Below are 20,702 nucleotides of genomic sequence, written 5' to 3'. Positions count from 1 at the left end.
GTTATGAAAATGAATCCAATTTTAGCTATCGACGGCTACAAAGTGTCTCACCGCGTTCAGTATCCGCAGGGCACCCGTCGCGTATATTCCAACTTTACCCCACGCAGCGATCGCTTTTTCTCCTCGCCGTTGGCGGATGGCAAACTGGTATTTTTCGGCCTGCAGGGGTTTATGCAGTGGTTTTTAGTCGACCTGTTTAATGAGGCGTTCTTTGCCCGCCCGGAAGATGAGGTTGTGAGTGAATACAAACAGGTCATGGATAGCTATCTCGGCAAAGATGCAGTGGCGGTGGACCATATTCGTGCATTGCATCAGTTGGGCTATCTGCCGCTGCACATCAAGGCGCTGGATGAAGGTAGCAAAGTCCCAATGACTGTGCCGGTTTTAACCATTATCAACACCAAACCCGAATTTTTCTGGCTGGTGAATTACCTGGAGACCGTCCTGTCGGCGGAATTGTGGAAAGCGTCGACAAACGCCACGATTGCTCACCATTACCGCAAAATCTGCGCACGCTGGGCACAGAAAACCTGTAGCGACCAGACGCATCTTGACTTCCAGTGCCATGACTTTTCATTTCGCGGTATGTCCGGATTACAGGACACCATGCAGGCGGGCAGTGGGCATTTGTTGAGCTTTAAAGGGACCGACAGTATTCCATCTCTGTTGTACGCCCGCGATTACTACACCGACGGCGAGCCCTATTTTATCGGCGCCAGCATTCCAGCTACTGAACACAGCGTGATGTGTATGGGCGAGCGCGAGCATGAGATTGAAACCTTCCGCCGCCTGATTGCCGATCTCTACCCGCAAGGATTTGTATCGATAGTATCTGATACCTGGGACTACTGGCAGGTGCTGACGGAATATACCCGCGAACTGAAGAGCATCATTCTGGCGCGTGAAGGTCGTGTGGTATTCCGTCCGGATAGCGGCAACCCGGTAGAGATTCTGTGCGGTACTGGCGAAGATAACGATACAAGCAGCGATCGTACCGCTCAGGAGAAAGGGTCCGTGGAAGTGCTGTGGGAGATTTTTGGCGGCACGATTAACGCCAAAGGTTACAAGGTGCTCGACCCGCATGTTGGACTGATTTATGGCGACTCTATCACCCTTGAGCGGGCGAATGAGATCCTGCGTCGTCTGGAAGCGAAAGGATTTGCCAGTTCAAACGTCGTGTTTGGCGTCGGTTCCTTTACCTATCAGTACAACACGCGTGACACCTTCGGTTTTGCGATGAAAGCGACGTGGGGAGAAGTCGACGGCAAAGGCCGGACGATTTTCAAAGAGCCGAAAACCGATAATGGCCTGAAGCGTTCAGCCCGTGGTCTGCTTCGCGTCACGCGTGATGAGCAAGGGGAACTGCGTCTGCATGATGAACAAACCTGGAAACAAGAGCAGGAAGGGGAGCTGAAAACTCGTTTTCTCAACGGCAAGCTGTTTAACCGCGAGCATTTCGAAGAAATCCGCCAGCGTCTGGCGATGCAACGCTAAGCTGGGCTTTTGCCGGATGGCGGCTTTGCCTTATCCGGCCTACGGGCAGCAGGCCGCACGCTTTATGTAGGCCGGATCAGACGCGCCAGCGTCGCCATCCGGCAAAACCTTACTCACCCAACATCTGCTCAAGTTGTTCCTGAGCGTCCAGCCAGGCCATTTCACACTCTTCCAGCCCGGATTTCGCACTGGCCTGCTGCTGCAGACAAGCGGTGAGTTCGGCTTTGCGGCTTTGGTCGTACAGTTCGCTGTCGCCGAGTTTCTCTTCCGCCTGAGCTAACTGCGCGTGCAGTTTCTCCATCTCTTTTTCCAGACGGATGATCTCTTTGCGCAGCGGTTGCGTCAGAGTGCGCAGTTCCGCTTCACGACGCTTCTGGTCTTTACGTGCCTGGGCGCTGTTAACGCTCTCTTTCGCTGGTTCGTCGCTCTGATTTTCCTGTTTCTGGACATCGCTCAGCCACTGCTGATAATCCTCCAGATCGCCATCAAACGGCTCGACTTTCTTGTCGTGTACCAGATAGAGGTCGTCGGTGGTGGAGCGGATCAGGTGACGGTCGTGCGAGACGACAACCAGCGCGCCTTCAAAATCGATCAGCGCTTCGGTCAGCGCCTGACGCATATCTAAGTCCAGGTGGTTGGTCGGTTCATCGAGCAGCAGCAGGTTCGGGCGCTGCCAGACGATCAATGCAAGCACCAGACGCGCTTTTTCGCCACCGGAGAAGCGGCGAGTCTCTTCGCTGACTTTATCGCCCTGGAAGCCGAATCCACCCAGGTAGTCTCGCAGTTTCTGCTCCAGCTCCTGCGGCGCCATGCGCGCCAGATGTTGAATTGGTGATTCATCAGCGCGTAAAAACTCCAGCTGGTGCTGCGCGAAGTAGCCCAGCTTGATGCCTTTCGCCAGGCCAATCTCGCCGCTGATGGGGGCCAGTTCGCCGGCCAGCAGCTTAATCAGCGTCGATTTACCCGCGCCGTTGCGACCGAGCAGACCGATGCGGGAACCCGGCACCAGGTTCAGTTTGATCGAATCGAGAATGACGCGATCGCCGTAGCCAGCGCTGACCTTTTCCATCTTCAGCAGCGGGTTTGGCAGGCTTTCCGGTTCACGGAAGCTGAAGTGGAACGGGTTGTCCACGTGCGCTGGGGCAATCAGCTCCATGCGTTCCAGCATTTTGATACGACTCTGCGCCTGTTTTGCTTTCGTTGCTTTAGCGCGGAAACGATCGATATAGCTTTGCAGATGTGCCACGCGCTCCTGCTGGCTTTCGTACATGGCCTGTTGCTGCGCGAGGCGGGTCGCACGCTGGATTTCAAACGCGCTGTAGTTGCCGGTGTACTCGAACATGGTTTGCTGTTCGATATGAATAATTTTATCCACCACCGGATCGAGGAAGTCGCGGTCGTGGGAGATCAAGATCAGCGTGCCCTGATAGCTTTTCAACCATCTTTCCAGCCAGATCACCGCGTCGAGATCGAGGTGGTTGGTAGGTTCATCGAGCAGTAGTAGGTCTGAACGGCAAATCAGCGCCTGGGCCAGGTTGAGGCGCATACGCCAGCCACCGGAGAAGTCGCTGACCGGCCGTTCAAGCTGTTCGTTGGAGAAACCGAGGCCATGCAGCAGGCTGGCGGCGCGTGAACGCACGGTCCAGGCGTCGATGGCATCCAGCTTGCCATGGACAGTGGCAATGGCATGTCCATCGTTACGTTCGTTGGCGTCGTTCAACTGCGCTTCCAGTTGACGATATTCGCGGTCACCGTCAATGACGTACTCCAGCGCGGGCTGTGGCAACGCAGGCGTTTCCTGATTCACCCACGCGAGCTGCCAGTTTCCCGGATAGGTAAATCCTCCAGCGTCGGCGCTGAGTTCATTTTTCAGCAATGCCAGCAGGGTAGATTTACCGCAGCCATTTTTACCTACCAGGCCAACCTTCTGCCCTGGATTAATGGTGGCCGTGGCATTGTCCAGCAAGACGCGCACGCCGCGACGAATTTGTAACGATGAGAAAACAATCATAAGGCGCCGTATGTTCAGACTATGTTAATTTATCATAATGATAATGTAATGTGCGGGCCGTTTGCCGCACCGAGGCGCAATGGTAGCCCAAAACGTCGAAAATAGACAAAAGACAAAACCGGGAGGGGGATGATGTTCCAGCCAGCGAAAGTCTTGCTGCTGTATGCCCATCCGGAATCTCAGGACTCGGTCGCGAACCGTGTTCTGCTTAAACCGGCCATGCAGCTCAGCAATGTTACCGTGCACGACCTTTACGCGCACTATCCTGATTTTTTTATCGATATTCCGCATGAACAGGCGCTGCTGCGTGAGCATGATGTGATCGTTTTTCAGCATCCGCTTTACACCTATAGCTGTCCGGCGCTGTTAAAGGAGTGGCTTGACCGCGTACTGAGCCGCGGATTTGCCAGCGGTCCCGGAGGGAATCAACTGGCGGGAAAGTACTGGCGTAGCGTTATCACTACCGGAGAACCGGAAAGTGCCTACCGCTATGACGCGCTAAACCGTTATCCAATGAGCGATGTGCTGCGCCCTTTCGAGCTGACGGCCGGTATGTGCCGCATGCACTGGATGAGCCCTATTATCGTTTACTGGGCCAGAAGGCAAACGAAGCAGGAGCTGGACAGCCATGCGAAAGCGTATGGTGACTGGCTGGCGAATCCGATCCCTGTGGGAGGCCGCTGATGGAAGGTTCAGATTTGTTGACAGCCGGAGTGTTGTTTCTCTTCGCGGCGGTGGCGGCGGTACCGTTGGCGTCCAGGTTGGGTATCGGTCCGGTGTTGGGTTACTTGCTGGCGGGTATTGCCATCGGCCCGTGGGGATTAGGGTTCATCAGCGATGTGGATGAAATCCTGCACTTTTCCGAGCTGGGCGTGGTTTTTCTGATGTTCATCATTGGGTTGGAACTTAATCCGGCCAAGCTGTGGCAACTGCGGCGTTCAATTTTTGGCGTCGGCGCCGCGCAGGTGATGCTGAGCGCGGTGGTGCTGGCCGGATTATTGATACTCACTGCGTTCTCCTGGCAGGCGGCAGTGGTTGGGGGCATTGGTCTGGCGATGTCATCGACCGCGATGGCGCTGCAGTTGATGCGCGAAAAAGGCATGAACCGCAGTGAATCCGGGCAGTTGGGTTTTTCGGTGCTGCTGTTTCAGGATCTGGCGGTGATCCCTGCGCTGGCGCTGGTTCCGCTGCTGGCGGGGTCTGCTGACGAACATTTTGACTGGATTAAAGTGGGAATGAAGGTGCTGGCCTTTGCCGGCATGCTGATTGGCGGGCGCTATTTGCTGCGTCCGGTTTTCCGCTTCATTGCGGATTCTGGCGTGCGGGAAGTGTTCACCGCTGCCACGCTGCTATTGGTGCTGGGTTCTGCTTTATTTATGGATGCGCTGGGGCTGTCGATGGCGCTGGGAACGTTTATCGCGGGTGTGCTGCTGGCGGAAAGTGAATACCGACATGAGCTGGAAACGGCAATCGATCCGTTCAAGGGACTGTTGCTCGGGCTGTTTTTTATCTCCGTTGGCATGTCGCTCAATCTCGGCGTGCTCTACACCCATATTCTGTGGGTGGCAGCGAGCGTGATCGTGCTGGTGGTCGTTAAAATGCTGGTGCTGTATGTACTGGCGCGTCTTAACGGCATGAGAAGCTCTGAACGGATGCAATTTGCCGGGGTTTTAAGTCAGGGCGGTGAATTCGCTTTCGTGCTGTTTTCAACGGCATCCTCGCAACGGCTGTTTCAGGGCGACCAAATGGCGTTGCTGCTGGTGACCGTCACGCTGTCGATGATGACCACGCCGCTGGTGATGAAGCTGATTGATAAATGGCTCTCCCGCCAGTTTAACGGCACGGATGAGGAAGACGAAAAACCCTGGGTGGAAGATGATAAACCGCAGGTGATTGTGGTGGGGTTTGGGCGTTTTGGTCAGGTTATTGGTCGCCTGTTGATGGCCAATAAAATGCGTATTACCGTCCTGGAGCGAGATATCAGCGCGGTGAATCTGATGCGCAAATATGGCTATAAGGTCTACTACGGTGACGCCACTCAGGTGGAACTGTTGCGCTCCGCAGGGGCAGAGGCGGCACAGTCTATTGTTATTACCTGTAATGAGCCTGAAGACACAATGAAACTGGTGGAACTGTGCCAACAGTATTTTCCGCATTTGCATATTCTTGCGCGAGCGCGCGGACGTGTAGAGGCGCATGAGTTATTACAGGCCGGTGTGACGCAGTTTTCCCGCGAAACGTTCTCCAGTGCGCTGGAGTTGGGGCGTAAAACGCTGGTTACACTGGGGATGCATCCGCACCAGGCCCAGCGTGCTCAGCTGCATTTCCGTCGGCTGGATATGCGCATGCTGCGGGAACTGATCCCCATGCATACAGATACGGTACAAATCTCTCGAGCAAGGGAAGCACGGCGCGAGCTGGAGGAAATTTTCCAACGAGAGATGCAGCAAGAGCGACGTCAGCTGGATGGCTGGGATGAATTTGAGTAGAGGATAATCATGGCAATTCGTAAACGTTTTATCGCAGGCGCAAAATGTCCGTCCTGCCAGTCGCAGGATACGCTGGCGATGTGGCGTGAAAATAATATCGATATTGTTGAGTGTGTTAAGTGCGGTCATCAGATGCGGGAAGCCGATAAAGAGGCGCGCGAGCACGTTCGCAAAGAAGAGCAAGTGATAGGGATTTTTCATCCGGACTAGCGATATGGCGCAGCTTTTTTTAAGCTAGAGGGTACACGGGTGCAGAATTCCGCTACAATCTGCGCCACTATTCTTTCCATGCTCAGGAGATATCATGAAAGTAGCAAAGGACCTGGTGGTCAGCCTGGCCTATCAGGTACGTACAGAAGACGGTGTGTTGGTTGATGAGTCTCCGGTGAGTGCACCGCTGGACTACCTGCATGGTCACGGTTCCCTGATTTCTGGCCTGGAAACAGCGCTGGACGGTCATGAAGTTGGCGACAAATTCGATGTTGCTGTTGGCGCAAACGACGCATACGGCCAGTACGACGAAAACCTGGTGCAGCGCGTTCCTAAAGACGTCTTCATGGGCGTTGACGAACTGCAGGTTGGCATGCGTTTCCTGGCTGAAACTGACCAGGGTCCAGTACCGGTAGAAATTACCGAAGTGGAAGACGACCACGTTGTGGTTGACGGTAACCACATGCTGGCTGGCCAGAATCTGAAATTCAACGTAGAAGTTGTTGCTATCCGCGAAGCGACCGAAGAAGAACTGGCTCACGGCCACGTTCACGGTGCGCACGGTCACGACCACGATCATGACCACGGTCATGACGGTTGCTGCGGTGGACACGGCCACGACCATGGTCACGAGCACGGCGGCGAAGGCTGCTGCGGCGGTGGCGGTAAAGGTAACGGCGGCGGCTGCGGTTGCCACTAATACCCTTCGTCTTTCAACCCACAGCGGTGTTGGCTGCGCTTTCGAATCCTGGTCACATAGTTATCTATGCTCCCAGGACTTCCTCAAGCTTGCCGCCTTGCTGTGATTTGAAATCCTTTGGGTATATGTGAGTAGATCCGATAAGCGTTAGCGCTTTCGGACACAAAAAAAGCGGGGATATCCCCGCTTTTTTTACGTCTCAATAATGTGGCGGAGGGGTCTCTTCAGACTGCGACGCGATGTGGGACGGTTGCGTTGCTTTGAGCTTTTCCGTCAGCAGACGCAGATGGTCGCGCAGTTTGGCCATTTCCAGTTCATGCGCGGTCACCGTCACGTTGAGCTCTTCAATGGTTATCTCCTGAAATGCCAGGCGACTTTCCAGTTCAGCCAGGCGAGTTTCCATTGTTGTATCCTGCATGATTCACCTCTTTCTTTTTTCTCCGGCAGATCGCGGACTGCGGCGAATTCTACTTAACTTTGCCTGTTTGCACAGCACTCAATCTTCGGTAACGAAACTAATTTAAACAAAAAGAGTCTGAAAAGTGGTGATAATAGGGCGTGCCTGTATGTTGATTTGTTCTGCAACGCTTTATAGTACATTTTTATGTTAGTTAACCCTGGGGTGAGATGCCCCGGCCCTGGAGATATGGATGAAATCACTGTTTAAAGTAACGCTGCTGGCGACCACAATGGCTGTTGCTCTGCATGCCCCGATCACCTTCGCTGCTGATGCTGCGAAACCAGCCGCTACTGCTGACAGCAAAGCAGCATTCAAGAATGACGACCAAAAAGCCGCTTACGCGCTGGGCGCGTCCCTGGGTCGTTATATGGAAAACTCTCTGAAAGAGCAGGAAAAGCTGGGCATCAAACTGGATAAAGATCAGCTGATCGCTGGTGTTCAGGATGCGTTTGCAGACAAGAGCAAACTGTCTGATCAGGAAATCGAACAAACTCTGCAGGCGTTTGAAGCGCGCGTGAAGAGCTCCGCTCAGGCAAAAATGGAAAAAGACGCGGCTGACAACGAAGCCAAAGGTAAAGTTTACCGCGAGAAATTTGCTAAAGAGAAAGGCGTTAAAACCTCGGCTACTGGCCTGGTCTACAAAGTAGAGAAAGAAGGTACCGGCGCAGCACCGAAAGACAGCGATACCGTGGTTGTTAACTACAAAGGTACGCTGATCGATGGTAAAGAGTTTGATAACTCTTATACCCGTGGTGAGCCGCTCTCTTTCCGTCTTGACGGCGTGATCCCGGGTTGGACTGAAGGCCTGAAAAACATCAAGAAAGGCGGCAAAATCCAGCTGGTTATCCCACCGGATCTGGCTTACGGCAAAACGGGCGTTCCGGGCATTCCGGCCAACTCTACGCTGGTCTTTGATGTTGAACTGTTAGACATCAAACCGGCACCGAAAGCTGACGCGCAGCCAGATGCTGCACCGGCAGATAAAGCTGCAGACAGCAGCAAAAAATAAGCTAACAGAAACCGCCGCCCACAGGGCGGCGGTTTTTTATTATCGACAGGATATAATTAATACTGGAAAGCGCCTTGTGCGCTGTATTACTTTAGATGCCCCTATAATAGTGATGAGCCTGCCCTGACAACATAACGACAGGCTCCTGAAAAGGAGTGCTTTTTTTCATGTCCAGGTCGCTTTTAACCAACGAAACCAGTGAGCTAGATTTGCTGGATCAACGTCCTTTCGATCAAACCGACTTCGATATCCTCAAATCCTACGAAGCGGTAGTGGACGGGTTGGCGATGCTCATTGGTTCCCATTGTGAAATCGTATTGCACTCTTTGCAGGATTTGAAATGCTCGGCCATCCGCATTGCTAACGGTGAACACACGGGCCGTAAAATTGGCTCACCGATTACCGACCTTGCGTTGCGTATGCTGCATGATATGACGGGTGCGGATAGCAGCGTGTCGAAGTGTTACTTCACACGAGCGAAAAGCGGTGTCTTGATGAAGTCGGTGACGATTGCCATTCGCAACCGTGAGCATCGCGTGATTGGTCTGCTGTGCATCAACATGAACCTTGATGTCCCTTTCTCGCAGATAATGAATACCTTTATCCCACCGGAAACTCCGGAAGTGGGCTCTGCCGTCAACTTCGCTTCTTCGGTGGAAGATCTGGTTACCCAGACGCTGGAATTCACAATCGAAGAAGTGAATGCCGATCGTAATGTTTCCAACAACGCGAAGAACCGCCAGATCGTCCTGAATTTGTATGAGAAAGGCATCTTCGATATTAAAGATGCCATCAACCAGGTCGCCGATCGGCTGAACATCTCCAAACATACGGTCTACCTCTATATTCGTCAGTTCAAAAGTGGCGATTTCCAGGGGCAAGATAAGTAATGCGTTTTGCCATCATGGTGACGGGGCCAGCCTACGGCACGCAGCAGGCGAGCAGCGCGTTGCAATTTGCTCATGCGCTACTCAAAGAAGGGCATGAGCTAAGCAGCGTCTTTTTCTATCGTGAAGGTGTGTATAACGCCAACCTACTCACTTCGCCTGCCAGTGATGAATACGATCTGGTACGGGCCTGGCAACAGCTGAACCAACAGCATGGTGTAACACTGAATATTTGCGTGGCTGCGGCGTTGCGACGCGGCGTGGTTGATGAGACTGAGGCAAAGCGGCTGGGGCTGGCAGGAGCTAATTTACAATCAGGTTTTAACCTCAGCGGGCTTGGATCGCTGGCTGAGGCATCCCTGACCTGCGATCGCGTGGTGCAATTCTGATGAAACGTGTTGCTTTTGTCTTTTCTACCGTGCCGCACGGCAGCGCATCTGGCCGTGAAGGTTTAGATGCATTGCTGGCGACCTCTGCATTAACGGAAGACCTCGGCGTGTTTTTTATCGGTGATGGCGTCTTTCAAATCCTTCAGGGACAGCAACCGGATGCCGTGCTGGTGCGAGACTATATCGCGACCTTCAAGCTGTTAGGGTTGTACGATATCGATCAATGTTGGCTCTGCGCTGCCTCATTACGCGAGCGGGGCCTTCAGCAGGGGAGTAATTTTGTGATCGATGCGACAGCGCTTGAACCGGAAGATTTACGCCGTGAGTTAGGCAACTATGACGTCATTTTAAGGTTTTGAGACTCTCATGCTGCACACACTACATCGCTCCGCGTGGCTTACCGATTTCTCCTCTCTTCTTCGTCTGATTGATAAAGACGATGAGCTTTTATTGCTCCAGGATGGCGTGACGGCAGCAATCGAAGGAAGCCGTTTCCTTGAAAGTCTGCAAAATGCCTCCATTAAGGTCTATGTACTGGAAGAAGACATTAAGGCTCGCGGGTTGAGCGGTCAAATTTCAGACAGTGTCGTCAGGGTTAGCTATACTGACTTCGTCAGACTTACGGTGAAGCATCCCAGCCAGATGTCCTGGTAATTGTGGGATCGTTGTATATTTCTTGACACCTTTTCGACACCGACCTAAAATTCTGCGTCCTCATATTGTATGAGGTCGTTTTATTACGTGTTTACGAAGCAAAAGCTAAAACCAGGAGCTATTTAATGGCAACAGTTAACCAGCTGGTACGCAAACCACGTGCACGCAAAGTTGCAAAAAGCAACGTGCCTGCGCTGGAAGCATGCCCGCAGAAACGTGGCGTATGTACTCGTGTATATACTACCACTCCTAAAAAACCGAACTCCGCACTGCGTAAAGTTTGCCGTGTTCGTCTGACTAACGGTTTTGAAGTGACTTCCTACATCGGTGGTGAAGGTCACAACCTGCAGGAGCACTCCGTGATCCTGATCCGTGGCGGTCGTGTAAAAGACCTCCCGGGTGTTCGTTACCACACCGTTCGTGGTGCGCTTGACTGCTCCGGCGTTAAAGACCGTAAGCAATCACGCTCCAAGTATGGCGTGAAACGTCCTAAGGCTTAATGGTTCTCCGTTAAGTAAGGCCAAACGTTTTATATTAATGTCAAACTAAACTCTTAGAGTTTTGGACAATCCTGAATTAACAACGGAGTATTTCCATGCCACGTCGTCGCGTCATTGGTCAGCGTAAAATTCTGCCGGATCCGAAGTTCGGATCAGAACTGCTGGCTAAATTTGTAAATATCCTGATGGTAGATGGTAAAAAATCTACTGCCGAAACTATCGTATACAGCGCGCTGGAGACCCTGGCTCAGCGTTCTGGTAAAAACGAACTGGAAGCTTTCGAAGTAGCTCTCGAAAACGTGCGCCCGACTGTCGAAGTTAAGTCTCGCCGCGTTGGTGGTTCTACTTATCAGGTACCAGTTGAAGTCCGTCCGGTCCGTCGTAATGCTCTGGCAATGCGTTGGATCGTTGAAGCTGCTCGTAAACGCGGTGATAAATCCATGGCTCTGCGCCTGGCGAACGAACTTTCTGATGCTGCAGAAAACAAAGGTACTGCAGTTAAGAAACGTGAAGACGTTCACCGTATGGCAGAAGCCAACAAGGCGTTCGCACACTACCGTTGGTAATCCCTTCGGAGTTTTAGTCACCAGGCGGGCGCTTCTAGTAAGCAGCCCGCTTTGGGCTACTTAAATTGAACGCCTAAAAGATAAACGAGGAATCAAATGGCTCGTACAACACCCATCGCGCGCTACCGTAACATCGGTATCAGTGCGCACATCGACGCCGGTAAAACCACTACTACCGAACGTATTCTGTTCTACACCGGTGTAAACCATAAAATCGGTGAAGTTCATGACGGCGCAGCCACCATGGACTGGATGGAGCAGGAGCAGGAACGTGGTATTACTATCACCTCCGCAGCGACTACTGCATTCTGGTCTGGTATGGCTAAGCAGTATGAACCGCATCGCGTAAACATCATCGACACCCCGGGGCACGTTGACTTCACTATCGAAGTAGAACGTTCCATGCGTGTGCTTGATGGTGCAGTAATGGTTTACTGCGCAGTTGGTGGTGTTCAGCCTCAGTCTGAAACCGTATGGCGTCAGGCAAACAAATATAAAGTTCCGCGCATTGCGTTCGTTAACAAAATGGACCGTATGGGTGCGAACTTCCTGAAAGTTGTTGGTCAGATCAAAACCCGTCTGGGCGCGAACCCTGTTCCGCTGCAGCTGGCAATTGGCGCTGAAGAAGCGTTCACCGGTGTTGTTGACCTGGTGAAAATGAAAGCCATCAACTGGAACGAAGAAGATGCAGGCGTAACCTTCACTTATGAAGATATCCCGGCTGACATGCAGGAACTGGCTGAAGAATGGCACCAGAACCTGATCGAGTCCGCTGCAGAAGCTTCAGAAGAGCTGATGGAGAAATACCTGGGTGGTGAAGAACTGACTGAAGAAGAGATCAAAAAAGCTCTGCGTCAGCGTGTTCTGAACAACGAAATCATCCTGGTAACCTGTGGTTCTGCGTTCAAGAACAAAGGTGTTCAGGCGATGCTGGATGCGGTAATTGATTACCTGCCATCCCCAGTAGACGTACCTGCGATCAACGGTATTCTGGACGACGGTAAAGATACTCCTGCTGAGCGTCATGCTAGCGATGACGAGCCGTTTGCTGCTCTGGCATTCAAAATCGCTACCGACCCGTTCGTGGGTAACCTGACCTTCTTCCGCGTGTACTCTGGTGTGGTTAACTCCGGTGACACCATCCTGAACTCCGTGAAAACTGCACGTGAACGTTTCGGCCGTATCGTACAGATGCACGCTAACAAACGTGAAGAGATCAAAGAAGTTCGCGCGGGCGATATCGCTGCTGCTATCGGTCTGAAAGACGTGACCACTGGTGACACTCTGTGTGACCCGGATCACCCGATCATTCTGGAACGTATGGAATTCCCTGAGCCGGTAATTTCCATCGCGGTAGAACCGAAAACCAAAGCTGACCAGGAAAAAATGGGTCTGGCTCTGGGCCGTCTGGCTAAAGAAGACCCGTCATTCCGCGTATGGACTGACGAAGAATCTAACCAGACCATTATCGCTGGTATGGGTGAGCTGCACCTCGACATCATCGTTGACCGTATGAAGCGTGAATTCAACGTTGAAGCGAACGTCGGTAAACCTCAGGTTGCTTACCGTGAAGCGATTCGCGCGAAAGTTACCGATATCGAAGGTAAACACGCTAAGCAGTCTGGTGGTCGCGGTCAGTACGGTCATGTTGTTATCGACATGTACCCGCTGGAGCCGGGTTCAAACCCGAAAGGCTACGAGTTCATCAACGACATCAAAGGTGGTGTAATTCCTGGCGAATACATCCCGGCCGTTGATAAAGGCATCCAGGAACAGCTGAAATCTGGCCCGCTGGCTGGTTACCCGGTTGTTGATCTGGGCGTGCGTCTGCACTTCGGTTCTTACCATGACGTTGACTCCTCTGAGCTGGCGTTTAAACTGGCCGCTTCTATCGCCTTCAAAGATGGCTTTAAGAAAGCGAAACCAGTTCTGCTTGAGCCTATCATGAAGGTTGAAGTAGAGACTCCGGAAGAGAACACCGGTGACGTAATCGGTGACTTGAGCCGCCGTCGTGGTATGCTTCGTGGTCAGGAATCCAACGTCACTGGCGTTGTTATCCATGCTGAAGTTCCGCTGTCTGAAATGTTCGGATATGCAACCCAGCTGCGTTCTCTGACCAAAGGCCGTGCTTCTTACTCCATGGAGTTCCTGAAGTACGACGATGCGCCGAACAACGTTGCTCAGGCCGTTATTGAAGCCCGTGGTAAATAATCCACAGGATTAAAACCTAAGTCCCGTGCTCTCTCCATAGGGGAGAGCACTATAGTAAGGAATATAGCCGTGTCTAAAGAAAAATTTGAACGTACAAAACCGCACGTTAACGTCGGCACCATCGGCCACGTTGACCACGGTAAAACTACCCTGACCGCTGCAATCACTACCGTACTGGCTAAAACCTACGGCGGTGCTGCTCGTGCATTCGACCAGATCGATAACGCGCCGGAAGAAAAAGCTCGTGGTATCACCATCAACACTTCTCACGTTGAATATGACACCCCGACTCGCCACTACGCACACGTAGACTGCCCGGGCCACGCCGACTATGTTAAAAACATGATCACCGGTGCTGCGCAGATGGACGGCGCGATCCTGGTTGTTGCTGCGACTGACGGCCCGATGCCGCAGACTCGTGAGCACATCCTGCTGGGTCGTCAGGTAGGCGTTCCGTACATCATCGTGTTCCTGAACAAATGCGACATGGTTGATGACGAAGAGCTGCTGGAACTGGTAGAAATGGAAGTTCGTGAACTTCTGTCTCAGTACGATTTCCCGGGCGACGACACTCCGATCGTTCGTGGTTCTGCTCTGAAAGCGCTGGAAGGCGAAGCAGAGTGGGAAGCGAAAATCATCGAACTGGCTGGCTTCCTGGATTCTTACATCCCAGAACCAGAGCGTGCGATTGACAAGCCGTTCCTGCTGCCTATCGAAGACGTATTCTCCATCTCCGGTCGTGGTACCGTTGTTACCGGTCGTGTAGAGCGCGGTATCATCAAAGTTGGTGAAGAAGTTGAAATCGTTGGTATCAAAGAGACTGCTAAGTCTACCTGTACTGGCGTTGAAATGTTCCGCAAACTGCTGGACGAAGGCCGTGCTGGTGAGAACGTTGGTGTTCTGCTGCGTGGTATCAAACGTGAAGAAATCGAACGTGGTCAGGTACTGGCTAAGCCGGGCTCTATCAAGCCGCACACCAAGTTCGAATCTGAAGTGTACATTCTGTCCAAAGACGAAGGCGGCCGTCATACTCCGTTCTTCAAAGGCTACCGTCCGCAGTTCTACTTCCGTACTACTGACGTGACTGGTACCATCGAACTGCCGGAAGGCGTAGAGATGGTAATGCCGGGCGACAACATCAAAATGGTTGTTACCCTGATCCACCCGATCGCGATGGACGACGGTCTGCGTTTCGCAATCCGTGAAGGCGGCCGTACTGTTGGTGCGGGCGTTGTTGCTAAAGTAATGAGCTAATTATTGATTAATTAGCTTTGAGCTTAAAAAGGGCGCTTCGGCGCCCTTTTTGCTGCCTGCAATTTAGTAGCTGTCATATTTATTCGCATTTTTTATTCATTCTCCCGCCGCGTAAATAGCGCTGTGCTATTGTAATTATAACTATTCTCATTTACACTTTGCGCAGAAATTGAACGGGAGCGATCATGTACGTTTGTTTGTGTAATGCGATAAGTGATAAAAAAATACGTCAGGCTGTTCGCCAGTTTCACCCTCAGTCCTTTCAGCAATTACGTAAATTTATTCCTGTAGGAAATCAATGCGGTAAGTGCATTCGTGCTGCCCGTGAAGTCATGCAGGATGAATTAACGCAAATGCCAGAATTTAAAGAGATCGCCTAAGTCACACTCTTTTTTTTGACATCCCTGTAGCCCCATCTACGCTCTAAGAGTGGAAGCGGAGGGACTATAAAATGAAAGGTGATGTTAAAATCATAAATTATCTCAATAAACTATTGGGAAATGAGCTTGTCGCGATCAACCAGTATTTTCTCCATGCTCGTATGTTTAAAAACTGGGGACTGACTCGCCTCAATGATGTTGAGTACCATGAATCTATCGATGAGATGAAACACGCTGATAAATATATCGAGCGTATTTTATTCTTAGAAGGGCTCCCGAACTTGCAGGATCTTGGCAAGTTGGGTATTGGCGAAGACGTTGAAGAGATGCTGCAATCCGATCTTCGACTCGAGTTGGATGGGGCGAAAGATCTGCGTGAAGCCATTGCCTATGCCGATAGCGTTCATGATTATGTCAGTCGGGACATGATGATCGAGATCCTGACTGAAGAAGAAGGGCATATTGACTGGCTCGAAACTGAGCTGGACCTGATTGCAAAACTTGGCTTGCAAAATTATCTGCAATCGCAAATTAAAGTCAGTGACTAACCGCCCTGTATCAGATTTACCCAGCCAATAACGAAACCCGCAGCCGCCAGATATGGCCCAAAAGGCAGCGGGTTTTTTAGCATCTGTCTTCCGTAACGGACGCAAGAAATCCCGGTGAGACAACATGCCATGCCCGCGGCAAGTAAAACCAACAGTGGTAATGATTCCCAGCGATGCCATGCGCCCAGTGCGGCAAGAAATTTGACATCACCAAAGCCTAATCCTTCCTGTCGGCATATCAAACGATACCCCCAGTAGAACAAAGCAAATACCCCATAGCCCGCTACGGCACCCCAAAGCGCGTCGGATAACTGTGCAGGTCTGCAGCACTGATGATAAATAAGACCGCCCCACAAAAGAGGGCAGGTAAATTTGTCGGGCAGCAACCCGGTACGCAGGTCATGGACTAAGAGCAACCCTGATAGCGAAACATAAATCAGCAGAAAGGGGAGGTCGATGTACATGGGCAAATCTCATTTGGTAAAGAGTTTACCTTCGGGTAAGCACGCCGGCCCTACAAGTCCGGGATGTGAGTTATGGATGCTCTCTTCCACGGAAAACGCGTTGCATCACAGGACATACAATCAGAGTGGAAGGAGGCCCGCATTTATGAACGAGTGATTAATTTCTACGCGGCACTTGCTTAAGACTGAGATTTACGTATAATGCGCGGGCTTGTCTAATATTGACAGCGGTTCGATATGAGCCACCGGTACTGCGAAAGCAATACCAGACAATGTTCCCAATCGGGGAACTCTGTAAGAACGGTTACACTCTCCCATCAATCGTAATGGGTTTGAGGAGTAACTATTTCGTCTATAAAATAATTGGAGCTCTGGTCTCATGCAGAACCAAAGAATCCGTATCCGTTTGAAAGCGTTTGATCATCGTCTGATCGATCAATCAACCGCGGAAATCGTCGAGACTGCCAAGCGCACTGGTGCGCAGGTTCGTGGTCCGATCCCGCTGCCGACCCGCAAAGAGCGTTTCACCGTTCTGATCTCCCCGCACGTCAACAAAGACGCGCGTGATCAGTACGAGATCCGTACTCACAAGCGTCTGGTTGACATCGTTGAGCCAACTGAAAAAACCGTTGATGCTCTGATGCGTCTGGACCTGGCTGCCGGTGTAGACGTGCAGATCAGCCTGGGTTAATCAGGTCATCGAGCGATTGAGAGGTTGATACAATGATTGGTTTAGTCGGTAAAAAAGTGGGTATGACCCGCATCTTCACTGAAGATGGCGTATCTATCCCAGTAACCGTTATCGAAGTTGAAGCAAACCGCGTTACTCAGGTTAAAGATCTGGCTAACGATGGCTATCGCGCTGTTCAGGTTACCACCGGTGCTAAAAAAGCTAACCGCGTAACTAAGCCGGAAGCTGGCCACTTTGCTAAAGCTGGCGTAGAAGCTGGCCGCGGCCTGTGGGAGTTCCGTCTGGCAGATGGTGAAGAATACACCGTTGGTCAGAACATTAGCGTTGAACTGTTTGCTGACGTTAAAAAAGTTGACGTAACCGGTACCTCTAAAGGTAAAGGTTTCGCTGGTACCGTTAAGCGCTGGAACTTCCGTACCCAGGACGCTACTCACGGTAACTCCTTGTCTCACCGCGTTCCGGGTTCTATCGGTCAGAACCAGACTCCGGGCAAAGTGTTCAAAGGCAAGAAAATGGCAGGTCAGCTGGGCAACGAACGTGTAACCGTTCAGAGCCTGGACGTAGTACGTGTTGACGCTGAGCGCAACCTGCTGCTGGTTAAAGGTGGTGTTCCGGGTGCGACCGGTTGCGACCTGATCGTTAAACCAGCTGTGAAGGCGTAAGGGGATAGCAATGGAATTAGTATTGAAAGACGCGCAGAGCGCGCTGACTGTTTCCGAAACTACCTTCGGTCGTGATTTCAACGAAGCGCTGGTTCACCAGGTTGTTGTTGCTTATGCAGCTGGTGCTCGTCAGGGTACTCGTGCTCAGAAGACTCGTGCTGAAGTAACTGGTTCAGGCAAAAAGCCGTGGCGCCAGAAAGGTACCGGCCGTGCGCGTTCAGGTTCTATCAAGAGCCCGATCTGGCGTTCAGGTGGCGTGACCTTCGCTGCTCGTCCACAGGACCACAGTCAAAAAGTTAACAAAAAGATGTACCGCGGCGCGCTGAAAAGCATTCTGTCCGAACTGGTACGTCAGGATCGTCTGATCGTTGTCGAATCATTCTCTGTAGAAGCGCCTAAAACTAAGCTGCTGGCACAGAAACTGAAAGACATGGCTCTGGAAGATGTGCTGATCATCACCGGTGAGCTGGACGAAAACCTGTTCCTGGCTGCGCGCAACCTGCACAAGGTTGACGTACGCGATGCAACTGGTATCGACCCGGTTAGCCTGATCGCCTTCGACAAAGTCGTAATGACTGCTGATGCTGTTAAGCAAGTTGAGGAGATGCTGGCATGATTCGTGAAGAACGTCTGCTGAAAGTGCTGCGCGCACCGCACGTTTCTGAAAAAGCGTCTACTGCGATGGAAAAAACTAACACCATCGTTCTCAAAGTTGCTAAAGACGCGACCAAAGCAGAAATCAAAGCTGCTGTGCAGAAACTGTTTGAAGTCGAAGTCGAAGTCGTTAACACCCTGGTAGTTAAAGGGAAAGTTAAACGTCACGGACAGCGTATCGGTCGTCGTAGCGACTGGAAAAAAGCTTACGTCACCCTGAAGGAAGGCCAGAATCTGGACTTCGTCGGCGGCGCTGAGTAAGTCGGAGGAGTAATACAATGGCAGTTGTTAAATGTAAACCGACATCTCCGGGTCGTCGCCACGTTGTTAAAGTGGTCAACCCAGAGCTGCACAAGGGCAAACCTTTTGCTCCGCTGGTTGAAAAAAACAGCAAATCCGGTGGTCGTAACAACAATGGCCGTATCACCACTCGTCACATCGGTGGTGGTCACAAGCAGGCTTATCGTATTGTTGACTTCAAACGCAACAAAGACGGTATCCCGGCAGTTGTTGAACGTCTTGAGTACGATCCGAACCGCTCCGCGAACATCGCGCTGGTTCTGTACAAAGACGGTGAACGCCGTTACATCCTGGCCCCTAAAGGCCTGAAAGCTGGCGACCAGATTCAGTCTGGCGTTGATGCTGCAATCAAAGCAGGTAACACCCTGCCGATGCGCAATATCCCGGTTGGTTCTACCGTTCATAACGTAGAAATGAAACCAGGTAAAGGCGGTCAGCTGGCACGTTCCGCTGGTACTTACGTTCAGATCGTTGCTCGTGATGGTGCTTATGTCACCCTGCGTCTGCGTTCTGGTGAAATGCGTAAAGTCGAAGCAGACTGCCGTGCAACTCTGGGCGAAGTTGGCAATGCTGAGCATATGCTGCGCGTTCTGGGTAAAGCAGGTGCTGCACGCTGGCGTGGTGTTCGTCCTACCGTTCGCGGTACTGCGATGAACCCAGTCGACCACCCACATGGTGGTGGTGAAGGTCGTAACTTTGGTAAGCACCCGGTAACTCCGTGGGGCGTTCAGACCAAAGGTAAGAAGACCCGCAGCAACAAGCGTACTGATAAATTCATCGTACGTCGCCGTAGCAAATAATTTTAGAGGATAAGCCATGCCACGTTCTCTCAAGAAAGGTCCTTTTATTGACCTGCACTTGCTGAAGAAGGTAGAGAAAGCGGTGGAAAGCGGAGACAAGAAGCCCCTGCGCACTTGGTCCCGTCGTTCAACGATCTTTCCTAACATGATCGGTTTGACCATCGCTGTCCATAATGGTCGTCAGCACGTTCCGGTATTTGTTTCCGACGAAATGGTCGGTCACAAACTGGGTGAATTCGCACCGACTCGTACTTATCGCGGCCATGCTGCTGATAAAAAAGCGAAGAAGAAATAAGGTAGGAGGAAGAGATGGAAACTTTAGCTCAACATCGCCATGCTCGTTCTTCTGCTCAGAAGGTTCGCCTTGTTGCAGACCTGATTCGCGGTAAGAAAGTGTCGCAGGCTCTGGATATTCTGACCTACACCAATAAGAAAGCGGCTGTACTGGTTAAGAAAGTCCTGGAATCTGCCATTGCTAACGCTGAACACAACGATGGCGCTGACATTGACGATCTGAAAGTTACGAAAATTTTCGTAGACGAAGGCCCGAGCATGAAGCGCATTATGCCGCGTGCAAAAGGTCGTGCAGATCGCATCCTGAAGCGCACCAGCCACATTACTGTGGTTGTGTCCGATCGCTGAGACTCTGGAGACTAGCAATGGGTCAGAAAGTACATCCTAATGGTATTCGCCTGGGTATTGTAAAACCATGGAACTCAACCTGGTTTGCGAACACCAAAGAATTCGCTGACAACCTGGACAGCGATTTTAAAGTACGTCAGTACCTGACTAAGGAACTGGCTAAAGCGTCTGTATCTCGTATCGTTATCGAGCGTCCGGCTAAGAGCATCCGTGTGACCATTCACACCGCTCGCCCGGGTATCGTTATCGGTAAGAAAGGCGAAGACGTAGAAAAACTGCGCAAAGTCGTAGCGGATATTGCTGGCGTTCCTGCTCAGATCAATATCGCCGAAGTGCGTAAGCCTGAACTGGACGCAAAATTGGTTGCTGACAGCATCACTTCTCAGCTGGAACGTCGCGTTATGTTCCGTCGTGCTATGAAGCGTGCTGTACAGAACGCAATGCGTCTGGGCGCTAAAGGTATCAAAGTTGAAGTTAGCGGCCGTCTGGGCGGCGCGGAAATCGCACGTACCGAATGGTACCGCGAAGGTCGCGTACCGCTGCACACTCTGCGTGCTGACATCGACTACAACACCTCTGAAGCGCACACCACTTACGGTGTAATCGGCGTTAAGGTATGGATCTTCAAAGGCGAGATCCTGGGTGGTATGGCTGCTGTTGAACAACCGGAAAAACCGGCTGCACAACCTAAAAAGCAGCAGCGTAAAGGCCGTAAATAAGGAGCGTC

At 51.7% G+C, this 20,702-nt stretch carries 27 protein-coding genes; 24 read left to right on the top strand and 3 right to left on the bottom strand.

What is annotated here, in order from left to right:
• Positions 1-3: 3 nt before the first annotated feature.
• Positions 4-1,494 (top strand): nicotinate phosphoribosyltransferase, encoded by a 1,491-nt coding sequence (locus tag C2U41_RS20495; protein ID WP_103848267.1) that lies wholly within the window; start codon positions 4-6, stop codon positions 1,492-1,494.
• A gap of 109 nt (positions 1,495-1,603) precedes the next feature.
• Here C2U41_RS20495 and C2U41_RS20490 read toward each other — a convergent pair whose 3' ends face one another.
• Complete coding sequence (locus C2U41_RS20490) at positions 1,604-3,505, bottom strand: ABC transporter ATP-binding protein (RefSeq protein WP_044701446.1); 1,902 nt, start codon at positions 3,503-3,505, stop codon at positions 1,604-1,606.
• 132 nt (positions 3,506-3,637) lie between these two features.
• Between C2U41_RS20490 and kefG the strand changes: the two genes are divergently transcribed.
• The 4 genes from kefG (at position 3,638) to slyD (ending at position 6,904) form a co-directional block, all read left to right on the top strand.
• Positions 3,638-4,189, top strand: a complete 552-nt coding sequence (gene kefG / locus C2U41_RS20480) for a glutathione-regulated potassium-efflux system ancillary protein KefG (protein ID WP_003023629.1) — start codon at positions 3,638-3,640, stop codon at positions 4,187-4,189.
• Positions 4,189-5,994: a glutathione-regulated potassium-efflux system protein KefB gene (kefB, locus tag C2U41_RS20475; RefSeq protein WP_032937277.1), complete on the top strand. Its 1,806-nt coding sequence runs from the start codon at positions 4,189-4,191 to the stop codon at positions 5,992-5,994. The genes kefG and kefB overlap by 1 nt, the downstream gene beginning before the upstream one ends.
• 9 nt (positions 5,995-6,003) lie before the next feature.
• On the top strand, positions 6,004-6,204 hold the full coding sequence (locus C2U41_RS20470; protein ID WP_003023632.1) for a YheV family putative zinc ribbon protein: 201 nt from the start codon (positions 6,004-6,006) through the stop codon (positions 6,202-6,204).
• Positions 6,205-6,298: 94 nt separating this feature from the next.
• On the top strand, positions 6,299-6,904 hold the full coding sequence (gene slyD, locus C2U41_RS20465; RefSeq protein ID WP_003023634.1) for a peptidylprolyl isomerase: 606 nt from the start codon (positions 6,299-6,301) through the stop codon (positions 6,902-6,904).
• Positions 6,905-7,103: 199 nt separating this feature from the next.
• Here the strand turns inward: slyD and C2U41_RS20460 are convergent, their stop codons facing one another.
• Positions 7,104-7,322, bottom strand: coding sequence for a protein SlyX (locus C2U41_RS20460; RefSeq protein ID WP_003023639.1), 219 nt, complete (start codon positions 7,320-7,322; stop codon positions 7,104-7,106).
• Between the two features lie 232 nt (positions 7,323-7,554).
• On the opposite strand from C2U41_RS20460, the gene fkpA reads away from it, so the two are divergent.
• The 11 genes from fkpA (at position 7,555) to bfr (ending at position 15,762) form a co-directional block, all read left to right on the top strand.
• Positions 7,555-8,373, top strand: coding sequence for an FKBP-type peptidyl-prolyl cis-trans isomerase (gene fkpA / locus C2U41_RS20455; protein WP_003023641.1), 819 nt, complete (start codon positions 7,555-7,557; stop codon positions 8,371-8,373).
• Between the two features lie 167 nt (positions 8,374-8,540).
• Positions 8,541-9,263 carry a helix-turn-helix transcriptional regulator gene (locus C2U41_RS20450; RefSeq protein ID WP_003023643.1) on the top strand — a complete coding sequence of 241 codons (723 nt, stop codon included), beginning with the start codon at positions 8,541-8,543 and terminating at the stop codon, positions 9,261-9,263.
• Positions 9,263-9,649 (top strand): sulfurtransferase complex subunit TusD, encoded by a 387-nt coding sequence (tusD, locus tag C2U41_RS20445; RefSeq protein ID WP_003023646.1) that lies wholly within the window; start codon positions 9,263-9,265, stop codon positions 9,647-9,649. The genes C2U41_RS20450 and tusD overlap by 1 nt, the downstream gene beginning before the upstream one ends.
• A complete protein-coding gene (gene tusC, locus C2U41_RS20440) occupies positions 9,649-10,008 on the top strand; it encodes a sulfurtransferase complex subunit TusC (protein WP_096878547.1) in 360 nt (119 codons plus the stop codon). The genes tusD and tusC overlap by 1 nt, the downstream gene beginning before the upstream one ends.
• 7 nt (positions 10,009-10,015) lie before the next feature.
• Entirely contained in the window at positions 10,016-10,303 is a 288-nt protein-coding gene (gene tusB / locus C2U41_RS20435; protein WP_003023651.1) for a sulfurtransferase complex subunit TusB, read from the top strand.
• 125 nt (positions 10,304-10,428) lie between these two features.
• The gene (rpsL, locus tag C2U41_RS20430; protein WP_003023654.1) at positions 10,429-10,803 is read left to right on the top strand and encodes a 30S ribosomal protein S12; all 375 of its coding nucleotides are present in this window, start codon (positions 10,429-10,431) and stop codon (positions 10,801-10,803) included.
• A gap of 95 nt (positions 10,804-10,898) precedes the next feature.
• Positions 10,899-11,369, top strand: coding sequence for a 30S ribosomal protein S7 (gene rpsG, locus C2U41_RS20425; protein WP_003023657.1), 471 nt, complete (start codon positions 10,899-10,901; stop codon positions 11,367-11,369).
• Positions 11,370-11,465: 96 nt separating this feature from the next.
• Complete coding sequence (gene fusA / locus C2U41_RS20420; RefSeq protein ID WP_003023659.1) at positions 11,466-13,580, top strand: elongation factor G; 2,115 nt, start codon at positions 11,466-11,468, stop codon at positions 13,578-13,580.
• 69 nt (positions 13,581-13,649) lie between these two features.
• Positions 13,650-14,834, top strand: a complete 1,185-nt coding sequence (gene tuf, locus C2U41_RS20415; protein WP_003031109.1) for an elongation factor Tu — start codon at positions 13,650-13,652, stop codon at positions 14,832-14,834.
• Positions 14,835-15,019: 185 nt separating this feature from the next.
• Complete coding sequence (bfd, locus tag C2U41_RS20405; protein WP_003031111.1) at positions 15,020-15,214, top strand: bacterioferritin-associated ferredoxin; 195 nt, start codon at positions 15,020-15,022, stop codon at positions 15,212-15,214.
• Positions 15,215-15,285: 71 nt separating this feature from the next.
• Entirely contained in the window at positions 15,286-15,762 is a 477-nt protein-coding gene (gene bfr / locus C2U41_RS20400; RefSeq protein WP_003031113.1) for a bacterioferritin, read from the top strand.
• Here the strand turns inward: bfr and C2U41_RS20395 are convergent.
• Positions 15,759-16,226 (bottom strand): prepilin peptidase, encoded by a 468-nt coding sequence (locus tag C2U41_RS20395; protein ID WP_049016389.1) that lies wholly within the window; start codon positions 16,224-16,226, stop codon positions 15,759-15,761. The genes bfr and C2U41_RS20395 overlap by 4 nt on opposite strands.
• Before the next feature lie 379 nt (positions 16,227-16,605).
• Here C2U41_RS20395 and rpsJ point away from each other — a divergent pair, with 379 nt between their 5' ends.
• Genes rpsJ through rpsC form a run of 8 tightly spaced genes read left to right on the top strand, consistent with a single transcriptional unit; the run spans position 16,606 to position 20,694 of the window.
• Complete coding sequence (gene rpsJ / locus C2U41_RS20390) at positions 16,606-16,917, top strand: 30S ribosomal protein S10 (protein ID WP_001181005.1); 312 nt, start codon at positions 16,606-16,608, stop codon at positions 16,915-16,917.
• A gap of 32 nt (positions 16,918-16,949) precedes the next feature.
• Positions 16,950-17,579, top strand: a complete 630-nt coding sequence (rplC, locus tag C2U41_RS20385; protein WP_003031117.1) for a 50S ribosomal protein L3 — start codon at positions 16,950-16,952, stop codon at positions 17,577-17,579.
• A gap of 10 nt (positions 17,580-17,589) precedes the next feature.
• A complete protein-coding gene (gene rplD, locus C2U41_RS20380) occupies positions 17,590-18,195 on the top strand; it encodes a 50S ribosomal protein L4 (protein WP_003031119.1) in 606 nt (201 codons plus the stop codon).
• The gene (gene rplW, locus C2U41_RS20375) at positions 18,192-18,494 is read left to right on the top strand and encodes a 50S ribosomal protein L23 (RefSeq protein ID WP_000617546.1); all 303 of its coding nucleotides are present in this window, start codon (positions 18,192-18,194) and stop codon (positions 18,492-18,494) included. Before rplD ends, rplW begins: the two co-directional genes overlap by 4 nt.
• A gap of 17 nt (positions 18,495-18,511) precedes the next feature.
• Positions 18,512-19,333, top strand: a complete 822-nt coding sequence (rplB, locus tag C2U41_RS20370) for a 50S ribosomal protein L2 (RefSeq protein WP_000301869.1) — start codon at positions 18,512-18,514, stop codon at positions 19,331-19,333.
• A gap of 16 nt (positions 19,334-19,349) precedes the next feature.
• Positions 19,350-19,628, top strand: a complete 279-nt coding sequence (gene rpsS, locus C2U41_RS20365; RefSeq protein ID WP_001138115.1) for a 30S ribosomal protein S19 — start codon at positions 19,350-19,352, stop codon at positions 19,626-19,628.
• A gap of 14 nt (positions 19,629-19,642) precedes the next feature.
• Positions 19,643-19,975 (top strand): 50S ribosomal protein L22, encoded by a 333-nt coding sequence (rplV, locus tag C2U41_RS20360; protein ID WP_000448832.1) that lies wholly within the window; start codon positions 19,643-19,645, stop codon positions 19,973-19,975.
• Positions 19,976-19,992: 17 nt separating this feature from the next.
• Positions 19,993-20,694, top strand: coding sequence for a 30S ribosomal protein S3 (gene rpsC, locus C2U41_RS20355; protein WP_000529945.1), 702 nt, complete (start codon positions 19,993-19,995; stop codon positions 20,692-20,694).
• Positions 20,695-20,702: the final 8 nt, after the last annotated feature.

The sequence above is a fragment of the Citrobacter freundii complex sp. CFNIH4 genome, assembly GCF_002934505.1.
GTDB classification, from domain to species: domain Bacteria; phylum Pseudomonadota; class Gammaproteobacteria; order Enterobacterales; family Enterobacteriaceae; genus Citrobacter; species Citrobacter freundii.
The sequence above is the reverse complement of the archived record's forward strand: the minus strand, read 5'-3'. Positions and strand labels throughout refer to the sequence as shown.

What these genes read in the sequence shown, in the direction of transcription:
- C2U41_RS20495 (WP_103848267.1), top strand. Translation starts at nt 4, where the DNA reads ATGAAAATGAATCCAATTTTAGCTATCGACGGCTACAAAGTGTCTCAC.
- C2U41_RS20490 (WP_044701446.1), bottom strand. Translation starts at nt 3,505, where the DNA reads ATGATTGTTTTCTCATCGTTACAAATTCGTCGCGGCGTGCGCGTCTTG.
- kefG (WP_003023629.1), top strand. Translation starts at nt 3,638, where the DNA reads ATGTTCCAGCCAGCGAAAGTCTTGCTGCTGTATGCCCATCCGGAATCT.
- kefB (WP_032937277.1), top strand. Translation starts at nt 4,189, where the DNA reads ATGGAAGGTTCAGATTTGTTGACAGCCGGAGTGTTGTTTCTCTTCGCG.
- C2U41_RS20470 (WP_003023632.1), top strand. Translation starts at nt 6,004, where the DNA reads ATGGCAATTCGTAAACGTTTTATCGCAGGCGCAAAATGTCCGTCCTGC.
- slyD (WP_003023634.1), top strand. Translation starts at nt 6,299, where the DNA reads ATGAAAGTAGCAAAGGACCTGGTGGTCAGCCTGGCCTATCAGGTACGT.
- C2U41_RS20460 (WP_003023639.1), bottom strand. Translation starts at nt 7,322, where the DNA reads ATGCAGGATACAACAATGGAAACTCGCCTGGCTGAACTGGAAAGTCGC.
- fkpA (WP_003023641.1), top strand. Translation starts at nt 7,555, where the DNA reads ATGAAATCACTGTTTAAAGTAACGCTGCTGGCGACCACAATGGCTGTT.
- C2U41_RS20450 (WP_003023643.1), top strand. Translation starts at nt 8,541, where the DNA reads ATGTCCAGGTCGCTTTTAACCAACGAAACCAGTGAGCTAGATTTGCTG.
- tusD (WP_003023646.1), top strand. Translation starts at nt 9,263, where the DNA reads ATGCGTTTTGCCATCATGGTGACGGGGCCAGCCTACGGCACGCAGCAG.
- tusC (WP_096878547.1), top strand. Translation starts at nt 9,649, where the DNA reads ATGAAACGTGTTGCTTTTGTCTTTTCTACCGTGCCGCACGGCAGCGCA.
- tusB (WP_003023651.1), top strand. Translation starts at nt 10,016, where the DNA reads ATGCTGCACACACTACATCGCTCCGCGTGGCTTACCGATTTCTCCTCT.
- rpsL (WP_003023654.1), top strand. Translation starts at nt 10,429, where the DNA reads ATGGCAACAGTTAACCAGCTGGTACGCAAACCACGTGCACGCAAAGTT.
- rpsG (WP_003023657.1), top strand. Translation starts at nt 10,899, where the DNA reads ATGCCACGTCGTCGCGTCATTGGTCAGCGTAAAATTCTGCCGGATCCG.
- fusA (WP_003023659.1), top strand. Translation starts at nt 11,466, where the DNA reads ATGGCTCGTACAACACCCATCGCGCGCTACCGTAACATCGGTATCAGT.
- bfd (WP_003031111.1), top strand. Translation starts at nt 15,020, where the DNA reads ATGTACGTTTGTTTGTGTAATGCGATAAGTGATAAAAAAATACGTCAG.
- bfr (WP_003031113.1), top strand. Translation starts at nt 15,286, where the DNA reads ATGAAAGGTGATGTTAAAATCATAAATTATCTCAATAAACTATTGGGA.
- C2U41_RS20395 (WP_049016389.1), bottom strand. Translation starts at nt 16,226, where the DNA reads ATGTACATCGACCTCCCCTTTCTGCTGATTTATGTTTCGCTATCAGGG.
- rpsJ (WP_001181005.1), top strand. Translation starts at nt 16,606, where the DNA reads ATGCAGAACCAAAGAATCCGTATCCGTTTGAAAGCGTTTGATCATCGT.
- rplC (WP_003031117.1), top strand. Translation starts at nt 16,950, where the DNA reads ATGATTGGTTTAGTCGGTAAAAAAGTGGGTATGACCCGCATCTTCACT.
- rplD (WP_003031119.1), top strand. Translation starts at nt 17,590, where the DNA reads ATGGAATTAGTATTGAAAGACGCGCAGAGCGCGCTGACTGTTTCCGAA.
- rplW (WP_000617546.1), top strand. Translation starts at nt 18,192, where the DNA reads ATGATTCGTGAAGAACGTCTGCTGAAAGTGCTGCGCGCACCGCACGTT.
- rplB (WP_000301869.1), top strand. Translation starts at nt 18,512, where the DNA reads ATGGCAGTTGTTAAATGTAAACCGACATCTCCGGGTCGTCGCCACGTT.
- rpsS (WP_001138115.1), top strand. Translation starts at nt 19,350, where the DNA reads ATGCCACGTTCTCTCAAGAAAGGTCCTTTTATTGACCTGCACTTGCTG.
- rplV (WP_000448832.1), top strand. Translation starts at nt 19,643, where the DNA reads ATGGAAACTTTAGCTCAACATCGCCATGCTCGTTCTTCTGCTCAGAAG.
- rpsC (WP_000529945.1), top strand. Translation starts at nt 19,993, where the DNA reads ATGGGTCAGAAAGTACATCCTAATGGTATTCGCCTGGGTATTGTAAAA.